The organism is Roseivirga sp. UBA1976 (genome assembly GCF_002336325.1).
In the GTDB taxonomy this organism is placed as follows: Bacteria; Bacteroidota; Bacteroidia; order Cytophagales; family Cyclobacteriaceae; genus Roseivirga; species Roseivirga thermotolerans.
In genome coordinates, this window is sequence record NZ_DDDQ01000115.1 from 1 (window position 1) to 21,628 (window position 21,628).

The following is a 21,628-nucleotide window of genomic DNA, read 5'->3' on the forward strand; positions in this document are numbered from 1 at the left end:
TTTTCGTACATCGAACTCAGGTTAGAATAGATATTCAAATTGAACCGGAACCTTTTTGAAGGTAGTATTGCTAAGCTCTGAACTTAGGGGCATAAAGGGGCCAGTAACTGGGCTTTTCATTTCTCTTTCGTAAGTACAATGTCCTCTGAAAGTTGAACTGTTAAATCAACTGTAGGGAGTAGCAGATAATCGAAATCAGAATCTCTTAGTTTTTCATAGAGAATACCTCTGGCGGTTCCTACGGTGATAACTCCTAAATGCTGACACAGTCCGCTTGGGATTTTTAGTTCAGTCTTATTTTCATTGAAAAATCTCGAGTAGGCTTCAACTTCAATTTCAAACTGACATTCAATTTCCAGAATGATAAAAGGTATTTGATCACTTAAAAAGCGAATTTCAAAAAAAATGGAAACCGAATGATTCTCGTCTGATGCACCAACATTGACCCCAACTTGTAACTCAATTTCAGAGTCTTTTTTGAAGCTCTCTTTGATTACCGCAAACTGGTGAGTTTCTATTGCACGAAGAGCGAATGGTATGGCAAGGTTAGTGTTCATTTAAGAAGCGATTTTTAAATAGCGTCTTTCGGACTTTCTGTTTGATTCAGCCAGACCTTTACCAAATACATTAATGGGTTGACGAGTTTGATAGATCAAACTCTCCAAATATTCCTTTCGATCTTTTTTAATAACCACCTCATCAGCCCAAAGAATGGCCTGTAGCTCAATGCCCAATACTTTCTCTAGCTTGTCTATGGTTGAGAATTTAAAATCACTTTGGCCCTTTAGGTATTTGGTGACTTGTTGTGGACTTACCTCTAGCTGACGCGCCAGTTCTGCCTGACTCCAGCCTTTATCGTCCAAAGTTTCCAGAATGCGCAAGGCAACACGGCCAGATTTTTTCAACCAGCCTTTGTTAGCTTTTCTGAATTCTATGCGCTCTTTCCACTTGTTGTCAGGATTTTTACTTCCCAATTCGTGAATCTTTTTTTCAATCTTGCTCATTTCAAGAAATATCTAAATAAACAATTTCAGCTTCGTTCTCAGTATCTTCCAAATAAGCCTTTACAACTCCAAGTTTTTGTAATTCCAGCTTAGTATGGTCACGGTCTCTCATATACTTTGTGAGTTTAATAGCTCCTCCTGTGATGATTATTGTATTGCCATATCGGAGACCATAAATTCTCAAAAATGAAAGTGAATAAGTTTTAGCTTTTAGTTTCTGTAAATCATAAGAAGTGTCTTCATCTTCTCTATCATCTAAGGGCTTGAAGAGACGATTTAATTCTTCCTTATCTTCAACCTTCAATAGTTTTCTTAATAACGTGTCTGCGTCATCAAGCGCATCTTCAACTATATCTGTAAGCTTTTTTGTTCCATAAAACTTTCTATAGTCTGATAGCCATTTTTTGAAAAATTCATAAAGGTAGATTTGATCTTCCCATTCGTCTTGTAGAATTTGTAGTGCATGTCGCTCGTCAGTGTCAAACTCTACGGTGTAGAGTTTTTCTTTTGAGAGCTCAAATATACGTACAACTTTCATTTTATCAACCTACAGGTTTATGTTTTGGTTCAGCTTGCTTTTAAATACTCCCTTTGATCGTTTTGTCTGTTAAGACGGCCCTAAAAATTTTATTTCCAATTCTTGAGAGTTCAACTGAAACGATTTGAAGATAAACTGAAGTGTTTTGAGATGATGTTCAGTGTTTCCATGGCCTTCTATGAATAAGTCTCCATGTTGGACTTCTGAGTGAAAATGCTTGCCATTGGCATGAATAGGTTCATTGGCTACGGCATATTTACTCCCTTGATAATGATCTGGAATAGGCCGATCCAGCGCTTTGATATTGTGCATATCCAAAACCCAAATAATTACAGTGGAGTAGAGGTCTTTCCAAGACTTTACCTCCTTTTCTTGGTCTCTAAACTTTACAAAAGTAGGAGTGGTGTCTTTAGTTGGATATGCGAGAATTTGAGCCAAATTGACCGAATACAGCTCTTTTGGATTTAGGTGTTTGTGTATTCTCTGCTGTAAACTGATAAGAAAGTCTTGATCATTAATTTCTAAAACCTGACCGATCAGGGTGTTTTTTAACTTGTCTATATTCATTGATGTGTATTTATTGACTATTCTAAAATCGTAATTCCTAACTCAAAAATCTAATTCCCATACCCCTCCTCCGGCTCCGCAGCCATACTCTCCTGATAGCTATCTGCGTATTCCTCAGCCTCTTCAATACTCACCTGCCCATTCATTAGCATAGGCAATAACCAATCGCGCAACTCGGAGAGCTTTTGGTTTTCTATTAATGATCTTTGAATTTTATCAAACATCGGAGAGGCTTTATCAAAATAGCTTTTCATTAAATCCGAAGGCGGTTTTACTTCTAAATATCTACTTGCAAATGAATCAAAAAGGAAGTTTTTAATACCACTGGTTTTGCCTTCCCATCCGAAGAACACACCTGCTTCATAAAGTCTGTTCCACATTAAAATGAAATTGTAGAATGAGTATTTATCTTTTAAGCTTATTGCTCGACAGAAATTTGAACATATAATGCTGTGAGGAAATCTTTCTAGAGTTGCTTCATTGATATAGGCAAGTCTTCCTGTTGATTGCGTAGGACTGCCACCTGATATCTCGACAATTAAGTCGCCTTCATTAAGTTTTTTGTGCTTATTGTTCTTGTGTATGAATCTTATAGGGGCTTTAATTTTTCCTTTGCCATTTAAGCCATTAATATCAGCTCCTCTGATGCAAGAAACCTTAAAACTGTAATTGCCATTTAATTCTTCTTTACCCCAATCGCCACTTTTATCATGTTCAATCCACGAGGATATAGAGTCAATATCCCACCCCTCAGGAATTTCTCTTTTGAGTTGCGTATTGTAAACCATAGGGCCGCCAGAGGCTTTGTAAGGCTTGCCTTCTAGTTCTGGTTTGCCCATAGCAGCAGCCTGTTCTGCGGAGATGGGGAAATCGAACTGCACAAACCAATAGTCATATATCAGTTTGGCCATGGCCTCTAACTCCGCATTGATTTTGTTGTTGAGCTCGATTTTGGAGTCTAGCGAATGAAGCAAGGCTCCGATTTTCTGTTGTTTGTCTAATGGAGGCTTTGGAGCTAAAACCTCGTAAATTCTTTTCGGTGATGTGTGCTTTACTTTTGTCCCTGAAGAAGAAAGCGCTATCTGATCACGGACACTTTTGGTTCTGAATAAGTAGTTCAGGAATAGTTTGTCATATTTCTGATTGTCAAAGGTTATTAGCCCAATTCGTTGATTATGAAGAAATTTTTCATCTTCTGGCACTAAGGCAGTACTTCCCAATAAACCGGGTGTCTGCTCGGTCATTGCAACTATAAGATCACCTTTACTACAGATATAATCTTCGGGGATTTCACCTGTATAAAACTTCTCTTTCCCAGGAGTATACTTGAATCCTCCTTCATCATAGAAGTTACCCGGTGTAAGTACTATCTTCTCTCCTTCACCCGAAAAGAATTCACCTTTGAAAGCAAACCCATGCTTGATTTCAATCCCATGTCCGAGTTCTTTCAAAGGGTATTTATTCATAGTCAAGGCTCTGAAGATTGGTTGTAATTTTCTCTTCAAGTATTTTGGATTCATTGAAGAGGAAATCCAAATCAGATTGATACTTCACAATCTTTGCTTTGAATGCATCTTGTGTTATATCTACAAGGTCAATCTTTACTTCAAAATATTGCCCTGCACTTAGACTATAGCCTTTTTCTTCAATCTGATCATAGCTTACCACTACGGAAAAATCGTCAAGTGCTTCTTTATTGTTAAAGGTGTTAATAATCTGGTCTTCTTCTTCAGCAGAAAGTACCGTTTTCTGGTTTTTATCGTCCACCTTTATTTTGGTGCCCAGATTAGAGGCATCTACCAACACCACCTCTTCTTTGTTTTCCTTATCCAAAAAGAGAATGGACACATTGGTGCCTGTAGTTGCGAAAATATTGCTGGGCATACTTACCACTCCGGCCAGCCATTTTTTCTCCACCAGTTTCTGCCTGATTTTTTTGTCAATACCACTTTGGGCAGTAATAAAACCTGTGGGCACTACAATGGCGGCCTTGCCCTTATCACTCAATGAGAACATAATGTGCTGCAAAAAGAGCAGGTAAATGGCCATAGACTCTTTCTTTTTGGCCGGTACCTTGGGTATGCCTGCAAAAAAGCGTTCGTGGTTGGCTTTGGTATCTAAATCGTCCCGGTAATCGGAGAAATCCAGTTTAAAGGGCGGGTTAGAGACAATGTAGTCGAACTTCTGTAGCTGGCCTCTGTCATCTTTATGGTAAGGCTCCAAAATGGTGTTGCCCTTGATGATATGCGGTATGGAGTGCACCAGGTTATTTAAGATCAGGTTCAACCGTAAGAGGTTAGTAGATTTCTGCGAAATATCCTGTGAGTAAATGGTGCACTTATCTTCTCCAATCTGGTGCGCCAGGTTCATCAAAAGCGTGCCCGATCCCGCACTGGGGTCGTAACAGGTGGCATTGCTCACTTCCCCCTGCACCAGGCAACGGGCCATAATTTTGGAAACGGCATGAGGCGTGAAATACTCCGCATACTTACCACCGCTGTTGGTGTTGTAGTCTTTAATCAGGTATTCGAAAATGGTGGCAAAGAAATCGAACTTCTCATTGAAGATGTGCTCAAAACTAAAGCCTACCAGCTTGTTGATAATGGCTTTGCAGAAGTCATCGCGCCTGTCGGTTACATATTTACTGATGGCTTCAAAGAGCACAATCTTTTGTCCACCTTCAGTGAGTACAGAGAAGATATCACTGTTTTCTCTGGCAATGTCTAAAAGCGTATTGTCGAACAGGTCGGCAAAATTGGCCTCGTTCTGTCTGGCAAAAAGGGAAGAGATAAAATGGTCAGGGCTAATTCTGGCCGTATTTTCACTGAGCTGAACCATTAAGAGTTCATACTCATCGTCATCATAATTGCGAAGTGCTTCTTCCCAGTCATCGGCATCAGCCAGCTTGGGGTCTAGCTGCTTTACTTCGTAAATGAACTTATCGTTCAGAAACTTATACAGAAAGGTTTGGGTAATGATTTTGAACTCGTTGCCATCATTGCCCAGACCATAATTGGCACAAACGCTTTTGAGGCTATCAATTAATGCTTTGGTTTTACTTTCAAAGAGAATAGTCTCTGTCATGCTGCTCTTCCGTTAAACTCGTTGAGATATTCTTGTGCAATCATGTGGTAAATGCGCTTGGATTGTGCAGCATTAACCGGCAGATTGAACTTGTTTTTAATTTGATTGACAACAATACGCGCCATCATTTTCTTTGCAAAGCTTTCGTTGCTTAAAATATTGGCGTTTTGCATAATATGCTGGTCTACCTCACTTTTAATGCTTTGTAGCACTTCAATTAGCTTGGCTTCTTTGTCGGTCAGTGGGTCTTTTTCTACCAATCGCTTGTGTACACGCGCGTACTTGGCATCGTTGGCATATTTGGCTCGAAGCAATTGGTTTTTACGTTCCAATTCCTTGGCTTTATCATAGATTTTATTGAGCGCTTCAATATTGGCTTCCATTTCCTCTTTGGTCACCTCGCTCAGGTTTTTCTTTTTAAAGAGCCTTTCCAGCTCATCTTTCAGGCTGATGAATCTTGGGTCTTTCGGATCGAAGTTTCCACCCAGCATTTCACGTGTGCGTTGCAAAGTATTTTTGAGTTGGTCGGCCAGCACCATTTCTTCTTCCTTCACCTTGGTAAAGGCGAAAATGATGTCTTCCAAAGCTACATTAAGTAGGTTGGTAGTTTCTGAATTATCGTCCAGATGCTGCTTCATGTTAATCATGCTCAGTCTGCTATTGGCTAAGGTTGAAAGCTTATTAAGCATTTTGAAGTCTAGCTTTTCCAGCAAGTCATAATTGCCCGTTAGTCGAATGAGGTTGTATAGACTTTTGGCCGTATTGAGTGCCTTGGTAATGTTCAACATTTCCTGCCTATCGTTGATCTCATTGATCTGGCGAGAAAAAGCTTCGGCATTGGTGGTGTCGAAATAGAGGAGTATGTCCTTAATGTCTTCTATATCGGCCTCAATTTCTTCTGTAGACTTGAATAGGTTGCTGTAGTGCTCTATTTCATCTCCTAATTCTGACTGCAGCTCATTGAAATACTCACGGTTCGTTTTATCGAACTCCTTCTGTATATCAGCAAAGTCTACTACATAGCCATAGCGAAAGTCTTTATAAGTTCGGTTAACCCGGGTTAGTGCCTGCAGCAGGTTATGTGATTTGATCACCCGGCAGATGTAGAGCTTTTTCAAACGCTTGGCATCGAAGCCAGTCAATAGCATATTGAATACGAAGAGAAAGTCGATTTTACCTTCTTTAAAGGCTTCCACCTGTTCTTTGCGTTCTTCCTTGTTGCCGATGTCGTGTAGAATGAGTGCGGCAGTCTTTACCTTCCGCTCATACATTTTCTTTTTGCCATAGGCTTCGGGGTCATCTGCAGCCAGATATTGTGGTTCAGCTGCTTCATATTTATCCTGAAAAATCCTGAACAGTTCTTTGGCCTGATCGGAAGAGTCGCAAATCACCATGCCTCCAATGCTGTTGTCATCAAACCTAAGTCTTGAGTTTTGAAAGTCCTCTACGATGTAGTCAAGCATGGGTTCTACAAATCTTGGGTGCGCGTAGACTATTTTTCGTTTGCCTTCACCTTCCAACACTTTGATGTCTTCCAATGCTTTTTGTAGGGCCATTTGGTAAGAGGTTTCAATCTCTTCTCTGATCAACCTCAAGGTATAACCATCGGCAATGGAGGCATTGTAATAGTATTTGTGAATGTAGTTGCCGAAAAGGCTTCTGGAATTATAGCTATCTCCCAAAAGCGGAGTCCCTGTAAGTCCTATTTTGATGGCATCGGGGTCGGACTGATTCAGGTTAGCCAGGAAACTACCTTCAGGATTGTAGCTTCTGTGCACTTCATCCAGAAAGTAGATGCGTTGCACATTGAGTTGATAGTCTTTATTGCTGACCACAGAAGGATCATCCTTAAATTTCTGGATATTAACTACTGTAATTTCAGCTTTTCCTGAATCATTGTGCACGGCCATATTGGCCTTGATGTCTTGCACAAATTCTTCTTTCGAATCAATAGTATGTACCACAAGGCCACGACTTTTGAATTCTCTTCCGGCTTGAATCAATAAATCAATTCTATCGACTATGAAGTAGAATTTAGGAATCACTCCCTTCGTGCTGAAATAATGTTTTAGATATTTGACATTGTAGAAAGTAAGGGCAGTTTTGCCGCTTCCCTGTGTATGCCAGATAATTCCCTTTTTACCACCTTGTTCCAGAGTTCTTTCAATTGCCTTTGTCGCAAAAAATTGCGGATATCGCATAATGTGCTTTTGCAAACCGGTTGATTCCTTTACGTAAGCAAAGGCAAACTCTAAGATGAAAGCTAACCGCTCCTTCGAATAAAGAGAAGTCAGAATTCTATTGGTGGGCGTGTCGGGGGCTTTGTTCAGGGCAAATTCTCCTGAATCTTTAATGCTATAAAGATTAGTGTCTTTGAGTACGCGTAGTTCTTCCTCAGGTGAAACCGCTTGAAGACTTATATTAAAGTCGAAATCAGGGTCTTCTCTAAAGTAGTTGAAAACAGGTTCGTGATAGGAGGGGCTTGCATAGAAGGCACCTTGGATGGGAGTCGGATTTTCATCGTCATACTCCATGTTGTTGGAGAAAACCATGAACTGCGTCAGGTTGACGAACTTTCTGAATTTCTTATTCTGAAAACGGGTTTTCATCCGTTTATGCTCCGCTTGAATGCCATCCAGATTATTCGGCTTCTTTACCTCAATGAATGAAAGTGGCATTCCATTAATCAGCACAATTACATCGGGTCTAAAAACGTCCTCATCCTTCTCATAAGGCAATTCTGTGACTACATGAAAGCTATTGTTTTCGAAGTTGTTGAAGTCTATCAGTTTGATTCCAGATCGGCTGGTGAGCCTTTCAAAGAAAGCCTGACCCAAATCTTCATTTTCAAGTTCGAGAGAGATTTGATTATAAAGCCCATTCAAATCTAATTCAGCATTACCCTTATTGATTTTTGTGATGCTCTCATTAAAGATATCTCGGAAGATGTTGGTCTCAGTATCCCATAGAGAGTCCTTTAATGAGATGTACTGATAGCCTAATCTCATCAAATGGAGGATGGCTGGTATTTTTACTCGTGTGTCTTCGTTGAATTTCATGTGCAATAAGAAGCTTAAAATACCTAATTTGAGTAAAATAAATTTATTCGAAATCCTTTTTTAGACAGGAGGTTATCTTGCTGGTTTGCACTTATCTGTGGTAGATACTTTTCTTCTTTGACACTTGTAGTGTCAATTTCCATTAAGATAGGTTCGCACGACACATGCTAGCCAGTTCAACCAGTTATGGTAAAATTAAACTTCACCTCACCACTTCTTTCTAAGTGGCTCTTCCAGGGGTAAGTACCACCAGGCCCATCCCCACCACGGACGTTTTACGTTGGCCAGATCTACCGTAGGGTCAATAATGAGTTGTGGCTTTCTGCCGTTGAGCGATGCAGTGGCCTGCGCAAAAACCATTACATCCATATCCATCAGTGCGTATTCTTGCTTCAGAAACTGGGCAAACTTCCAAATCATATAAGGTTTGCCTTCCATATCATCAATTTGCCATTCTTTCAGGTAGCCTCTCAGGTCAACCAGTATGCGCTCCCCATTGGCCTTGTTTTCCAAGATAAAATTGGTTTCGCCCGATTTACTTCTAAGCTTCATATGCCAGGCATACCGATGTCCTCCTTCGGTCCAGTGCACATTACCGGGAATAAACCAATGCCTGAATGGAAGAATAAGCTGTAAGGTCACAAAAACGGCCAATGCCCAGAGAATGAGCTTTCTTTTGCGAACACCCGGCATTACATGGTCGGTTTCAACTGCAGCCGGACGAGCTAGCTTTAAGCGCACGAAAAGCTTTCTGGGCCAGTCAGGAGTAAAGAATATAGTAGTGGCACCAATCATAAACCACGGAAATATGCCTATGCTAAAGAGTTGAGAGTTCATTAGGTGGAAGGCAGTAATGAGTATAAATGCCGGCCATCGCGACTTTTTCCAAAGTAAAAAGGGCACAATGAGCAGGTCTAGCAGCAAGCCACTATATGAAATGAACAGAACCATCCATTGTTCTTCGAAATAGGTGCCTAAGATGGGGAAATCAGGGTCAAGCCACATGGCTAGTGGATAGCCCTGCAGCCAGTCTGGATTGAGTTTGGCAACGCCTCCAAAGAAATACGGCACTGCTATAATGAACCTTAAGAGCCAGAGTGTCCACAGTGGAGCCGTTCTGTTGCGTAGTTTTTTCCAAATCAGGCTGTCAACGGAGAATCCTTTGTGCGCAGGCAGAAAAATGAGCAGAAAGCTTATAAGTACCACCAAATAGAAATGATTCAGATAGCGGGCCTGTTCCAGCAGATAGGTATAAGTAAAGAGAAGGAAAAACAAACCGGCCGAAACGCGATAGAGAAAACCGATGGCAATAAAAAGAGCTAAAAGCCCCAGAATGAGCCATAGAATAAACATGTAATCTTCCGGTAGTGGCTTGAAGTTAAAGGGTGCATAGCTAAAGTTAAAGTACGGCTCAATCCAATACCTGTAGATCCACCCGTAGCGGAAGTAACGCGTTACCTCCCAAAACATGATGCCACCAAACAGTACCCTAAACAACAGAAGAAAGGCATTGTCTACCGGTTCAAACAGCTTTTCTTTCCACTGTCTGGACCATATTTCTGATAATTCGCCCGAATGCTTTGAGGTCACTGAAAAAGGGTCTGGTTAAAATTGGCGGGTACCTTTTGGTACACGACCTATAAAATTAACTAACCCCTACATTCCTCAATGGCTTTTTCCAATATTCCCATGATTTTCTCCTCATTCATGCCAATCATAGAGGCAGGGAAGCCCACTTTTAGGTTTTGTATACTTAGGGTTTGTGCCGAAGGGTCAAAAGCATAGTCGAGTGAAATGCCATTTTTGCTCAAATAACCGCTATGGGCAACCATTTCAATGCCCTGTCCTTTGAGCTTGGCACTCAGGCAATCGAATATGGAAAGGTCTATGGAGTTAAATGTCTTGTTCATCTTCGTCTTCTTCTTGGGCATGAACGCTCTCGGCTTCTACTTCGGCTACAGGTCTGAAGTTACCTTCAGGAAGCTTTTCTTCGTCTTTGTAGTGATGAAAAACCTCAAGAATCGGAGATTCTTTAACCTCCGGTACTACAAAGGTGACCAACATGTTGTTCAAGCTTTCATGAATGCGCTCATAGGCCATCTTTACATCGTGAGCTGTAACCAGCATTATATTAGTTACCTTCTTCTCCTTGCCACTGTCTGCATCGGCCACCATATAAGATACCTTGGCCTGGTAAAATTGGTCGGCATCTTTATACTCAAAAACATCTACTATTTTACTCTTAGCAATACTGGTTACAGCAAACTCGCCCATTACCCGCTGTCCCATCTCTTCATAAATTCGGGCTTCAGCTTCAGTAAACGAAAGGGCATCGGCCAGGTAGGCCTCAGTTACATTTTTCAATCGGCCGTGCTCGTCCTCTTTTTGATATTTGACTTTGCAGGTAAACCAGGTTTTCATTTGATGTCTTTTAATTGGAACGCGAAGTTAAGAGGGTAAGAATGAAAAAGAAATTTGGATTGTCACTTTCGAGTGAATTTGATCATTTTCAATTGAACCGGTCTTTCCATTGCCATTGGGTGAAGAAATAAAGACCGAAGCCAGCCCTAAAGCCAGCCTGAAAAGGAGAGGGCTCGCAATTCTTTTTTATGGCAACAGAGTTGTTTTCAGACGCTTTATATAAACTTTTCATTATGAGTTTGAGGCCTTGGCTGTTCTTTGGGCAAGTTCAGAACGAGAAGTAGGAAAATATGTTCTGCCTGCCTTGGTTTTCTTACCCTGACTTTGGCCGATTAAGCTATGGAGGTACTGTTTATGACGACAGGGAGACACAATACTTAACTACGACTGAAGGCTTCCTATTCCAACAACATAAGGATAAGGCATGGGCATAGTTGGTTTTTTAAATCCATCAATTCTTCCGTATTTCGTCCCAATGAGTAGCGCAGTTTTTCCTTACAAATCGGCCATAGTAGTTACCTGTTTTCCCGAGCAAAGCCCCTGGCTGGCCAGCGAAATTGAAGCGTTGGGGTTTGAGGTAGTTTCCACCAATATTTCTGAAGTAGAAACCGTGGGTTATATGGACGATTGCCTGCGACTGAATATGTGGTTGCGAACAGGAAGCCGTGTGCTTTATCAGATACAGCGTTTCCCTGCCAAAAATGCCAACGATTTGTACAGCAGGGTGCGAGCTATTCCGTGGGAAAAGTATTTGCATGCAGATGGCTATTTTAGCATTACCTCTTATGTTAAAAACGATACCATTAGAGACGATAGGTTTGCCAACGTGAGGGTGAAAGATGCCATTGTAGACCGCATGGTAGAAAAAACCGGCAAACGCCCGGATTCGGGTCCCAACAAAGACCGAACGGTTATTCACATTTACTGGAAAGAAGATAAAGTAAGGATTTACTTCGATACCTCCGGTGAAACCATAGCCAAACACGGTTACAGAAAACTGCCCTTTAAAGCTCCAATGATTGAATCTTTAGCCGCTTCGACCATAAGGGCCAGCGAGTGGGATGCTCAGGCACCCTTCGTAAACCCTATGTGTGGTAGTGGTACTTTGGCTATAGAAGCCGCTCTGTTCGCTATCAATAAAGCCCCCGGGCTGGAAAGAGAAAACTTTGGTTTCATGCACATAAAGGGCTATGATGAAGAGTCGTGGCAAGGCTATCAGCGCTTAGCCAAATTGCAAATGAAGGCACCGGCTCCCGGGCTTAAAATTGTGGCCTCAGACATGAACCGCGATGCCATTAAAGCTGCGCGGGCGAATGCCAAAACGGCCGGTGTTGAAGAACTGATCGATTTTCAGCTTTGTGATTTTCGAGAGACACAAATGCCGGAAGAGCCGGGAGTAATTATGATTAACCCTGAGTACGGTGAACGACTGGGAGAAGAAGAGAAGCTACTGGAGGTATACAGGCAAATCGGTGATTTCTTCAAGCAGAAGTGTCAGGGCTATACCGGTTTTATATTTACAGGAAACATGAACCTGGCCAAAAGCATTGGTTTGAGAACCTCTGCACGAATTCCCTTTTACAATGCAAAAATTGAATGTAGATTACTGAAGTACGAGTTGTACAAGGGCTCCAAAAAACAAAAGGATTGAAAGCATTAAACGCTATTTTTCACAGCTTTCCTATCAAACTCCTGGTGGTGCACATAAAGCACAATCAGTTTTTATTGCTCTACTGGTTTTTCTTGTTTTCTACTGTGGCCGGTGGTTTCGGTAAAAATTTGGGTATTCCCTATTTGTTTCTCGATCCAATATACCTCGATTCGGTAGGGTTTTGGGGCTTTTTTATTATGGGGCTCAGCCTGGCCGGGTTTTCCATGGCTTTTAACATCACTTCTTACATTCTTGACGGATTCCGTTTTCCTTTTCTTGGCACCCTGCCAAGGCCTTTTACTCACTTTTGCCTGAACAACTCCATTTTACCACTCAGTTTCATGACCTTCTATGTGGTAAAAATTATTCAGTTTCAGCGCGATTACGGTCTGTACAGCACCGGTGAAATAGCCAACTCTTTGCTCGGTTTATTTACAGGGTTCGTAATTATGCTGGTGTTGCTCTTTAGCTACTTTACACTTACTAACCGCGATATTCGGGCCGTAATGCGCAAAAAGGCCCGCAAGCAAATTAAGGCCGGCATCAGCCAGAAGCGCAATGCCTTTCGGCAGTTGCAAAGGCTGCGCAGGGGCAATGTGCGTTGCGACTATTACGTGTCCATTAGGCTCGGATTTTTTTCCACCAAGCGTTTCGAAAAGTACTACGACCGGGTGGCTATTCTTGGCATTTTTAAGCAAAACCAGCGCAACGCCATTATTGCAGAGAGTTTTCTAATTGTCACGGTTTTTGGTCTGGGTCTTTTTCAGGAGTCTAGGGCATTTCAAATTCCGGCAGCGGCCTCCAGTGTGCTGTTGCTCACGGTAATTATTATGGCTACAGGAGCCCTGAGCTATTGGTTGCGGTCTTGGGTAGTTACGGCAGCCATTGGCTTGCTTATTATTTTTAACCTACTCTTTAGTGAGTTTAACTGGGGCTATCGTTATCCGGCCTATGGAATAGACTATACGGTTGGAAAAACTCCCTACAACCTGGACGAAATCCATGAGATTTCCGGCAAAGACGATATTGAAGCCTCCAAGGCCTATTGGCTGGATATGCTCAATAACTGGAAAGCCAAAACAGGGCAAGAGAAGCCCAAAATGCACCTGATTGCTGTTAGTGGTGGAGGGCAACGTTCTGCATTATGGACCACCAATGTGTTGCAACATATAGATTCCGTAAAGCAAGGGCAGTTGATGAACGAAACGTTTCTCATTACAGGAGCTTCCGGAGGGTTAATTGGCGCTGCCTTTTATCGCGAGCTTTTCTGGTTGGGCAACGATCCTCGGAATAGCATCCATCGACACGAGATAGGCAACCAGATTTTAAATCCTTTAATTTTCAAGCTGCTCATCAACGATATTTTTCTGAAAGTAAAATCGTTCGAATATGCCGGGCAGCGATACAAAGTAGAACGAGGCCATACGTTTGAACAGAACCTGGCCAAGAACCTCAATGGGGCACTAGACAGGCCTCTGGCCGATTATCGTTCGCCCGAATACAGGGGAGAGATTCCTGCACTTTTGGTGAGCCCGCTTATTACCAATGATGGTCGTAAACTCTATATTTCGCCACATCCGGTAAGCTTTTTGAACTACCGCGATGAGGAAAATACCATTGTACAAGGCGTAGATTTCAGGTCGCTGCTTAGGGAACATCAGCCCGATAGTTTGCGGTTTCTTACGGCCCTTCGAATGAGTGCTACTTTTCCCTATGTGGTGCCCACCATAACCTTGCCCACCGAACCGCCTATTCAAATTGCCGATGCCGGTATTTCTGATAATTATGGGATTGTAGACGGACTTATTTTTCTCAATGTGTTCAAAGAGTGGATTATGGAAAATACCAGCGAGGTGGTGTTCATTACCATTCGCGATTCCAGCAAAGAAGACGAGCTTACCGCGCCCGAACCACAAAACGTAATGGAGCGGTTCTTCTCCCCAATACAGTCGGTTTACAAGAGTTGGGATAAGGTGCAGACCATAAAGAACGACCAGTGGTATGAACTCACCAAAGAGATTTTTGGAGATCATCTCAAAAGGGTAGAGTTTCAATACACCTATCAAACCCTCAACAGGGCATCGCTGAGCTGGCGACTCACAGAATTCGAAAAGCAAAACATAGTAGAATCTATTCATTTGCCCGAAAACCAACGGGCTCTGCAAAAGTTAAAGTAAGAGAGATTAAAGCCTGCCAATGGTTTTAACCGTTTTAATGAGCGGTGTAAAAAGCTATCCTAACAAGTGTTAGGAAAAAGTCTCATTTTGGCTAAATTTGCCCTTCTAGAAATGGATGATATATGCAAGAAGTAGCTCCTTATAAACCCAAGAATAAGATTAGAATTGTTACTGCCGCCTCATTGTTCGATGGTCACGATGCGGCCATTAATATTATGCGCAGAATTATTCAGGCCACCGGTTGCGAGGTAATTCACCTCGGACACGACCGTAGCGTGGAGGAAGTGGTGAACACAGCAATTCAAGAAGATGCCCAGGCCATAGCCATGACGTCTTACCAGGGGGGACATAACGAGTACTTCAAGTATATGTATGACTTACTCAAGGAGAAGGGTGCCGGACACATTAGAATCTTTGGAGGAGGTGGAGGAGTAATTCTTCCGGAAGAAATAAAAGAGCTAATGGACTATGGCATTACGCGCATTTATTCACCGGACGATGGCCGCGCCATGGGACTGCAGGGAATGATAAATGACATGGTGAAGCAGTGCGATTTTCCTACCGGACAAAACTTAAACGGAGAGGTAAATCACTTAAAAGAAAAGGATGTAAAATCTATAGCCAGAGTTATATCGGCTGCAGAAAACTACCCGGAAGAATCTAAATCTGAACTGGATAAAGTTCACCAACTGGCAGAGGCGGTAAAGACACCGGTGCTCGGAATAACCGGAACCGGAGGAGCCGGAAAATCATCGTTGGTCGATGAATTGGTAAGAAGGTTTTTGATCGACTTTAAGGAAAAGCGCATTGGTATTATCTCGGTAGACCCTTCCAAGCGAAAAACGGGTGGAGCCCTGTTGGGCGACCGAATTCGTATGAACTCCATTAACAACCCGCGGGTATATATGCGCTCGCTGGCTACGCGCCAGTCCAACCTGGCCTTGTCCAAGCATGTGCGCGAGGCGGTTCAGGTGCTGAAGGCCGCGGAATATGATCTCATTATTTTAGAGACCTCAGGCATAGGTCAGAGCGATACGGAAATTCTCGATCACTCCGATGTTTCTCTTTATGTAATGACACCGGAGTATGGAGCAGCAACTCAGTTGGAGAAAATAGATATGCTCGACTTTGCCGACATAATTGCCCTCAACAAATTCGACAAACGTGGTGCTCTCGATGCCTTGCGCGATGTAAAAAAACAGTACCAGCGTAATCACGGGCTTTGGAACGCCAAAATTGACGATATGCCGGTGTTTGGCACCATTGCGTCCCAATTTAACGATCCGGGCATGAATTCGCTCTACAAGTCTATTATGGATAAGATTGTGGAGAAAACACAGGCCGATCTAAAGTCTACTTTTGAGATTACCAATGAAATGTCGGAGAAGGTCTATGTGATTCCGCCTAACCGAACCCGATACCTTTCTGAAATTGCCGAAACAAACCGGGCATACGATGCCACAGCACTAACACAGGCCGAGGTAGCAGATAAACTATACGGACTCCAGAGGTCTATCGATACCCTAAAAGACTCTACCATTGCAGACCGCGATAGGCTGATTAAAGGCCTACAAGAATCTTTTGAGCAAGTCAAAATGGACCTCGATCCTTACAACTGGCAACTCATTGAGCAGTGGGAAGAAAAGAAAAGAAAATATTCGGACCCTGTTTATTCCTTCAAGGTTCGTGACAAGGAAATTAAAATTAAGACCCATACCGAATCGTTATCGCATACTCAAATACCGAAAGTATCACTGCCTAAATTCAGAAGCTGGGGCGATGTAATTCGCTGGTCTTTGCAGGAAAATGTGCCGGGAGAGTTTCCATACACTGCGGGAATCTACCCTTTCAAAAGAGAAGGCGAAGATCCTACCCGTATGTTCGCGGGAGAAGGTGGCCCGGAAAGAACCAACAGACGCTTTCATTATGTGAGCTTGGGCATGCCGGCCGCAAGGCTTTCCACGGCATTCGATTCCGTGACACTTTATGGTAACGACCCCGACTACAGGCCGGATATTTATGGAAAAATTGGTAACTCAGGGGTAAGTATTTGCTGCTTGGATGATGCTAAAAAGCTCTATTCAGGATTCAATTTGTGCGATCCGACCACATCGGTTTCAATGACCATCAATGGTCCGGCTCCAATGCTCTTAGGCTTCTTTATGAATGCAGCCATTGACCAGCAGTGCGAAATCTACATCAAGGAGAATGGTCTGGAAGATGAAGTAAATGCCAAGATTGAAGCCATTTATAAAGAAAAAGGAGTAGCCAGACCGCAATATCAGGGTGAACTGCCCGAAGGTAATGATGGGCTCGGGCTTATGTTGCTTGGGGTAACGGGCGATCAGGTATTACCGGCCGATGTATATAATCAGATAAAGGCTAAAACCCTTTCTGTAGTACGCGGAACAGTGCAGGCCGATATTCTGAAAGAAGACCAGGCGCAAAACACATGTATTTTCTCTACTGAGTTTGCCCTTAGACTAATGGGCGATGTTCAGGAGTACTTTATCGAACACTTAGTTAGAAACTTCTACTCCGTTTCTATTTCGGGCTATCATATTGCCGAAGCAGGAGCTAATCCAATTACCCAATTGGCCTTTACATTGGCCAATGGCTTTACCTACGTAGAGTACTACCTAAGCCGGGGCATGGATATTAACGCCTTTGGACCAAACCTTTCATTCTTCTTTTCCAATGGTATAGATCCGGAGTATGCGGTGATTGGCCGTGTGGCCAGAAGAATTTGGGCGAAAGCTTTGAAAAATAAGTATGGGGCCAACTCACGGGCCCAAATGCTCAAATACCATATCCAGACTTCAGGGCGATCGTTGCACGCGCAGGAAATTGACTTCAACGATATAAGAACCACGTTACAGGCCTTGTATGCTATTTACGATAACTGTAACTCTCTTCATACCAATGCCTACGATGAAGCTATTACAACTCCAACAGAAGAGTCGGTAAGAAGAGCCATGGCCATTCAGCTCATCATTAACAAAGAACTGGGGCTGGCTAAAAATGAGAACCCTATGCAGGGCTCGTTCATTATAGAAGAGCTAACGGACCTAGTAGAGGAGGCTGTTTTAGCCGAATTCGACAGAATAACTGAAAGAGGGGGCGTGTTAGGAGCCATGGAAACCATGTATCAGCGCAGCAAGATTCAGGAAGAGTCGCTTTACTACGAGACGCTCAAGCATACCGGAGAATTCCCAATTATTGGTGTGAATACCTTCCTGAGTTCTAAGGGCTCTCCAACGGTTCAACCCAAAGAGGTAATTAGAGCTACTACGGAGGAGAAGGAGTACCAGATCAGCATGTTGGGCAATCTGCATAAGGGCAATGCTCAAAAGGCCAAAGAAATGATTGACAGGGTACAGAAAGCCGCTATTCAAAACCAAAATATGTTTGAAGAACTAATGGAGGCTTGTAAGTATTGCTCACTGGGTCAAATCACCAGTGCCTTGTTTGAGGTAGGTGGGCAGTATCGTAGGAACATGTAATGTTTCTGCGGTGGTGATCAGTTAATCGGTGATCAGAGATCAGGGCCTGAAACCCCATTTTTTAGCACCCATTTCGGAATTAAGGGGGGCGGACATCAGTTGATAGGAAATCAGTGTTTTGGATTGTCATTCCCGCGCTGGCGGGAATCTCCGAATCACTGGCAAAGAATATACTAGTAGTGAGCTAATCAGAAATAAAGAGTTGGGAATGGCACGAACCAGTGGTCAGACCAGTAAGCAAAGGTTGCCAAGCCAACCGGATTTGGTGATTGCGAGTCGGCCTAAAGGTCGGCAGACATGGAATAAAATAAATTCTTTAAGACGTGGCGATCCGTTTGATGATTGTAAGCTAGGATGCCGAGTACCAATCGACTCCTCCGAACCGTCCTTATAAGCGAGGGTTAGTGGAGTAACTTCAAAACCTTCTTTCGAAAACGGCATACTTGGTCTTCAAAATTCTTCGGCAACATATTGGCAGAGGTGTCGCGATAGAGCATACCCTGATATTGCATATCAAAGTATATGGAGCTATTCCTGAAAGGAACTTCAAAGCCTTCAGGGAGTTCCGGACTGGCACCTACTGAAAGCAAAAATGTATGTTTACCTGCCAGTTGTTTACCCATGGCTTTGTGTCTTTCGGTTAAATCCGTGAGTCTGTCGAAGAAGGTTTTCATTATTCCGCTCATGGCATACCAATACACCGGTGTAGCAAACACAATAGTTTGTGCCTCGTGCACGGCCCTTGCCAGTTGATTGAATTCATCATTGGCCGGGTAGCGCTGACTATAGGAATAGCCTTCAAAAAAGAAGTTTTGCAAGTCCATAATATTTGCTTCTCCCGGAGCAAAAACCTCATTCACCAGTTTTAAGGTGTTGCTATCACTTCTTGCACTCCCTACAATAACCAGGGGCTTGGTTTTAAAACTCATAGGATCGCAACAGCTCCGGGCTATGAATAGTTCGAGAGCTTTGTTTCGTTACTTGGTGGTTCTATGGGATAAGATCGTCAATTATAAATCGAAATAAGCCAGGGCTCGTTGGCGGCAGGGCAGTATCGCCATTGGTTCAAAATTCAAGGTTCTAAGTTTAAAGTGGGCCATGGTTGCCCTTTGATTAAAGACTACAAAATCAGTTCGTTGCCGTCATTCTTGCGCATCTGCACACCGCAGGCATGGGAGGCTCAATCACTGGTCGGACCACTTGGAGTGGTCCGACCGGTGGTTTAGGAAGCTCTTGGCCACAATGCCGATTACAAGGCGACTCTTGCTTACAAACAAGGACTAGTTGGGGGACGGAGAGTGTCTAAAAGCAATAAATCGAAAGTCGAAATGCTTAAGTGCTTTAAATACTTTAATCTAAACTACCTATAAAAATAAAGTCTGTGAATGAAGGTATATCGATTACAAAGCGACTTCTCCGAATCCTCGTTCTCAACAGGTACTAGTTGGAGGCACACCACTGGTCAGTCCAGTAGGTAATCCGTTTGTTTGGTCATTAGTATCCCAGAAACATGTAGTTGTTTTGTTAAGTGAAATTAAGTAAAAGCGGCTCATTATACACTTGAGAGCCTGCAACCCTCAAAGTGGCAGGCTCCCAGGTATGTGGTCATTCTATTCGCTTAATCCTCTAAACCCTTAATTTGTACCGTGACTCCTATTGCATAGGCTGTAACAAAACAAGGTGAATTACTGCCGTTCAAGTCCTTATTAAACTCGGTCCATGTGGTAGAGTTTAACGGATAAGACTGTCTTACTAAATTGCCGTCTCCACCATTGGTTACTGCTCCTAGAACAACTCCTCCCCCAATCAATTTTTGACCACCGGCAACTTGGGCTTGCTGATTACCATGCTGTACTTCCTGAGAGCTTTGACGTTGATATACGGTGCCAGTAATATTTAAATAATCACTACGAATTCCAATAGCATACCCGACTAGCTCCACTTCTGAAGCAGCTCCAACATAATCGCATGCGCTAGCCTGCCACGACACCCAAGAGCCATTGACTTGTCGTGGACCGTTACTAACAATGAACTTGCTATGATTTCCACTTAAGATGGTAGTTTGACACCCCCCACCGGTCATTACAAAATTTGCTACAGACATATTTTGAGCGGTATCGCCTCCTGCAAAGGGGTTTGTACCTGGAGAAGCGCTTATGAATACCTCTAGATAGTTCCCAGGATCATAGACGGCTAAGGCATAGGAGGTAAGATGGCCAGAAGTGTCGGCTGGAACCATGCAGTCATGGCAGGTAGCAGTCCAGCCTGTAATCTCTAGCAGCCCTCCACCATTAGGTATTTGTTGAGTGTTTGGAAAACATCCTGTTAAAAAACTATGCGAATTATTCATAGGAGATACTCTTGCTCCACCAGAAACAATTTTGTAATGGCTCTTAGTAATTGATACCGTGTTAGAAACAGTCTGGTACTGAACTAATGAAGTATAGTCTGAGAAAAGAGTTGGGTTCTCAAGGCTATACTTTAGAATAAAAAGATCAATGTATTGTTGAATAAACTTAGCTGCTGCTACGTTTTCTGTAGCTTGTGCCAAATCAACCATAGATATTGACTTGTATAAGCCGTATGTAGTATCCACACCACAGGTTTTAATCCATGTATCTATGTTGGTTGAAGATTGAGTAATGTCTATTGAACCTGCGGCTACAGCACTTCCGCCTACTACAAGTACTTCTTGTTTAAAACCGCTTTGTAGTCCTTTTGCATTTAAATTATAAGCAGCGTTGGCTGAAGCTGTGACAGAAACTACACTTTGGTAGGCCGCCTTAACCTGGGATTCAATTTGGGTTTGGTCATCATAGGTTTCGGTGGCCGCGCTTATATGAATTGAGAAGGAGCCGCCCAGATTCCAGCCGGTGGCTATATGAGTACCATATTTATTGACAAATGCTTTCGCTGAAGCTAAAGAATTAACTGATCTTAGATCATTTACAAATTGTTCGTCAAAGAATTCTGTGAGGTTTTGATCTGTCAATTCCGCTGTATTGGACAGATATGTAGTTCCAGTGTTGACTTCTCCAATGCATGAACTGCTAAAAGAGGAAGAAGTCTTATACTCATCATGCATCATAGAGGCTTTCACAGAACCACTGTAAAAACCGAAGCTTCCTTCAACCCCAAAGGAAGCAGCAATTGATTCAAAGCTGCTTTGTTGGCTACTTTCAACTTTAAATGTGGCAGAATTAATCTGCTGAGATGTTTGTTGGGTGATGTAATTGGAAAGATTTTGCTTAAAGTTATCAGACCGGATATCATTTAGGTTGTTGACTATTTCCTTTAAGTCTTGTGCCAGATTCTGATCCACTAAATTGAAGGATTGTAATATGAATTGAGATGGAGGCAAAACCACCTTGTTTTGTACAGATGTTGAGACCATGTTTTTTTAAGTGTAATTTCTAGTCAAATTAACTAGAATTCTGATCTGTCAAAACATGCAATGAAAAACAGGAAAAAATACCGATTCCTGTAAGCGAAGTAAAAATACTTGCTTTTGCAATCTGTCTTTCGTTTTTGACCTTGTGTTATTCCGATTATAATTTAACCTGAGTTCGATGTAAGTAGTAAAATATCCCCTCTTAGGAGGTCATTGCGGAATTTTCCTCTGAA

At 42.6% G+C, this 21,628-nt stretch carries 15 protein-coding genes; 3 read left to right on the forward strand and 12 right to left on the reverse strand.

Annotated elements, in window-relative coordinates:
• Nucleotides 1-116: 116 nt before the first annotated feature.
• The 10 genes from B3763_RS11520 to B3763_RS11565 form a co-directional block, all read right to left on the reverse strand.
• On the reverse strand, nucleotides 117-557 hold the full coding sequence (locus tag B3763_RS11520) for a hypothetical protein (RefSeq protein WP_286746610.1): 441 nt from the start codon (nucleotides 555-557) through the stop codon (nucleotides 117-119).
• Entirely contained in the window at nucleotides 558-1,004 is a 447-nt protein-coding gene (locus B3763_RS11525; protein WP_286746611.1) for a helix-turn-helix transcriptional regulator, read from the reverse strand. It abuts the gene before it with no gap.
• A 1-nt stretch (nucleotide 1,005) separates the two neighbouring features.
• Nucleotides 1,006-1,542 (reverse strand): hypothetical protein, encoded by a 537-nt coding sequence (locus B3763_RS11530; protein WP_286746613.1) that lies wholly within the window; start codon nucleotides 1,540-1,542, stop codon nucleotides 1,006-1,008.
• Nucleotides 1,543-1,611: 69 nt separating this feature from the next.
• Nucleotides 1,612-2,109, reverse strand: a complete 498-nt coding sequence (locus tag B3763_RS11535) for a hypothetical protein (protein WP_286746615.1) — start codon at nucleotides 2,107-2,109, stop codon at nucleotides 1,612-1,614.
• 50 nt (nucleotides 2,110-2,159) lie between these two features.
• On the reverse strand, nucleotides 2,160-3,575 hold the full coding sequence (locus tag B3763_RS11540; protein ID WP_286746617.1) for a restriction endonuclease subunit S: 1,416 nt from the start codon (nucleotides 3,573-3,575) through the stop codon (nucleotides 2,160-2,162).
• Nucleotides 3,568-5,193, reverse strand: a complete 1,626-nt coding sequence (locus B3763_RS11545) for an HsdM family class I SAM-dependent methyltransferase (RefSeq protein WP_286746619.1) — start codon at nucleotides 5,191-5,193, stop codon at nucleotides 3,568-3,570. The genes B3763_RS11540 and B3763_RS11545 overlap by 8 nt, the downstream gene beginning before the upstream one ends.
• On the reverse strand, nucleotides 5,190-8,252 hold the full coding sequence (locus tag B3763_RS11550; RefSeq protein WP_286746621.1) for a type I restriction endonuclease subunit R: 3,063 nt from the start codon (nucleotides 8,250-8,252) through the stop codon (nucleotides 5,190-5,192). The genes B3763_RS11545 and B3763_RS11550 overlap by 4 nt, the downstream gene beginning before the upstream one ends.
• 207 nt (nucleotides 8,253-8,459) lie before the next feature.
• A complete protein-coding gene (locus B3763_RS11555; RefSeq protein WP_286746623.1) occupies nucleotides 8,460-9,842 on the reverse strand; it encodes an HTTM domain-containing protein in 1,383 nt (460 codons plus the stop codon).
• Nucleotides 9,843-9,901: 59 nt separating this feature from the next.
• Nucleotides 9,902-10,162 (reverse strand): hypothetical protein, encoded by a 261-nt coding sequence (locus B3763_RS11560; RefSeq protein ID WP_189629388.1) that lies wholly within the window; start codon nucleotides 10,160-10,162, stop codon nucleotides 9,902-9,904.
• Nucleotides 10,146-10,673 carry a DUF4494 domain-containing protein gene (locus tag B3763_RS11565; protein WP_286746626.1) on the reverse strand — a complete coding sequence of 176 codons (528 nt, stop codon included), beginning with the start codon at nucleotides 10,671-10,673 and terminating at the stop codon, nucleotides 10,146-10,148. Before B3763_RS11565 ends, B3763_RS11560 begins: the two co-directional genes overlap by 17 nt.
• A gap of 475 nt (nucleotides 10,674-11,148) precedes the next feature.
• Between B3763_RS11565 and B3763_RS11570 the strand changes: the two genes are divergently transcribed.
• The 3 genes from B3763_RS11570 (at nucleotide 11,149) to B3763_RS11580 (ending at nucleotide 18,004) form a co-directional block, all read left to right on the forward strand.
• Complete coding sequence (locus tag B3763_RS11570) at nucleotides 11,149-12,324, forward strand: THUMP domain-containing class I SAM-dependent RNA methyltransferase (protein ID WP_286746628.1); 1,176 nt, start codon at nucleotides 11,149-11,151, stop codon at nucleotides 12,322-12,324.
• Nucleotides 12,321-14,501, forward strand: a complete 2,181-nt coding sequence (locus B3763_RS11575) for a patatin-like phospholipase family protein (protein ID WP_286746630.1) — start codon at nucleotides 12,321-12,323, stop codon at nucleotides 14,499-14,501. The genes B3763_RS11570 and B3763_RS11575 overlap by 4 nt, the downstream gene beginning before the upstream one ends.
• 122 nt (nucleotides 14,502-14,623) lie before the next feature.
• Nucleotides 14,624-18,004 carry a methylmalonyl-CoA mutase family protein gene (locus B3763_RS11580; protein WP_286746633.1) on the forward strand — a complete coding sequence of 1,127 codons (3,381 nt, stop codon included), beginning with the start codon at nucleotides 14,624-14,626 and terminating at the stop codon, nucleotides 18,002-18,004.
• 401 nt (nucleotides 18,005-18,405) lie between these two features.
• On the opposite strand, the gene B3763_RS11585 is transcribed toward B3763_RS11580, so the two are convergent.
• Entirely contained in the window at nucleotides 18,406-18,933 is a 528-nt protein-coding gene (locus B3763_RS11585) for a flavodoxin family protein (protein WP_286746635.1), read from the reverse strand.
• 689 nt (nucleotides 18,934-19,622) lie between these two features.
• Nucleotides 19,623-21,398: an MAC/perforin domain-containing protein gene (locus tag B3763_RS11590; protein WP_286746637.1), complete on the reverse strand. Its 1,776-nt coding sequence runs from the start codon at nucleotides 21,396-21,398 to the stop codon at nucleotides 19,623-19,625.
• Nucleotides 21,399-21,628: the final 230 nt, after the last annotated feature.

Excerpts from the sequence above, each read along its gene's own strand:
- B3763_RS11520 (WP_286746610.1), bottom strand. The coding sequence starts at position 557 with ATGAACACTAACCTTGCCATACCATTCGCTCTTCGTGCAATAGAAACT.
- B3763_RS11525 (WP_286746611.1), bottom strand. The coding sequence starts at position 1,004 with ATGAGCAAGATTGAAAAAAAGATTCACGAATTGGGAAGTAAAAATCCT.
- B3763_RS11530 (WP_286746613.1), bottom strand. The coding sequence starts at position 1,542 with ATGAAAGTTGTACGTATATTTGAGCTCTCAAAAGAAAAACTCTACACC.
- B3763_RS11535 (WP_286746615.1), bottom strand. The coding sequence starts at position 2,109 with ATGAATATAGACAAGTTAAAAAACACCCTGATCGGTCAGGTTTTAGAA.
- B3763_RS11540 (WP_286746617.1), bottom strand. The coding sequence starts at position 3,575 with ATGAATAAATACCCTTTGAAAGAACTCGGACATGGGATTGAAATCAAG.
- B3763_RS11545 (WP_286746619.1), bottom strand. The coding sequence starts at position 5,193 with ATGACAGAGACTATTCTCTTTGAAAGTAAAACCAAAGCATTAATTGAT.
- B3763_RS11550 (WP_286746621.1), bottom strand. The coding sequence starts at position 8,252 with ATGAAATTCAACGAAGACACACGAGTAAAAATACCAGCCATCCTCCAT.
- B3763_RS11560 (WP_189629388.1), bottom strand. The coding sequence starts at position 10,162 with ATGAACAAGACATTTAACTCCATAGACCTTTCCATATTCGATTGCCTG.
- B3763_RS11565 (WP_286746626.1), bottom strand. The coding sequence starts at position 10,673 with ATGAAAACCTGGTTTACCTGCAAAGTCAAATATCAAAAAGAGGACGAG.
- B3763_RS11570 (WP_286746628.1), top strand. The coding sequence starts at position 11,149 with ATGAGTAGCGCAGTTTTTCCTTACAAATCGGCCATAGTAGTTACCTGT.
- B3763_RS11580 (WP_286746633.1), top strand. The coding sequence starts at position 14,624 with ATGCAAGAAGTAGCTCCTTATAAACCCAAGAATAAGATTAGAATTGTT.
- B3763_RS11585 (WP_286746635.1), bottom strand. The coding sequence starts at position 18,933 with ATGAGTTTTAAAACCAAGCCCCTGGTTATTGTAGGGAGTGCAAGAAGT.
- B3763_RS11590 (WP_286746637.1), bottom strand. The coding sequence starts at position 21,398 with ATGGTCTCAACATCTGTACAAAACAAGGTGGTTTTGCCTCCATCTCAA.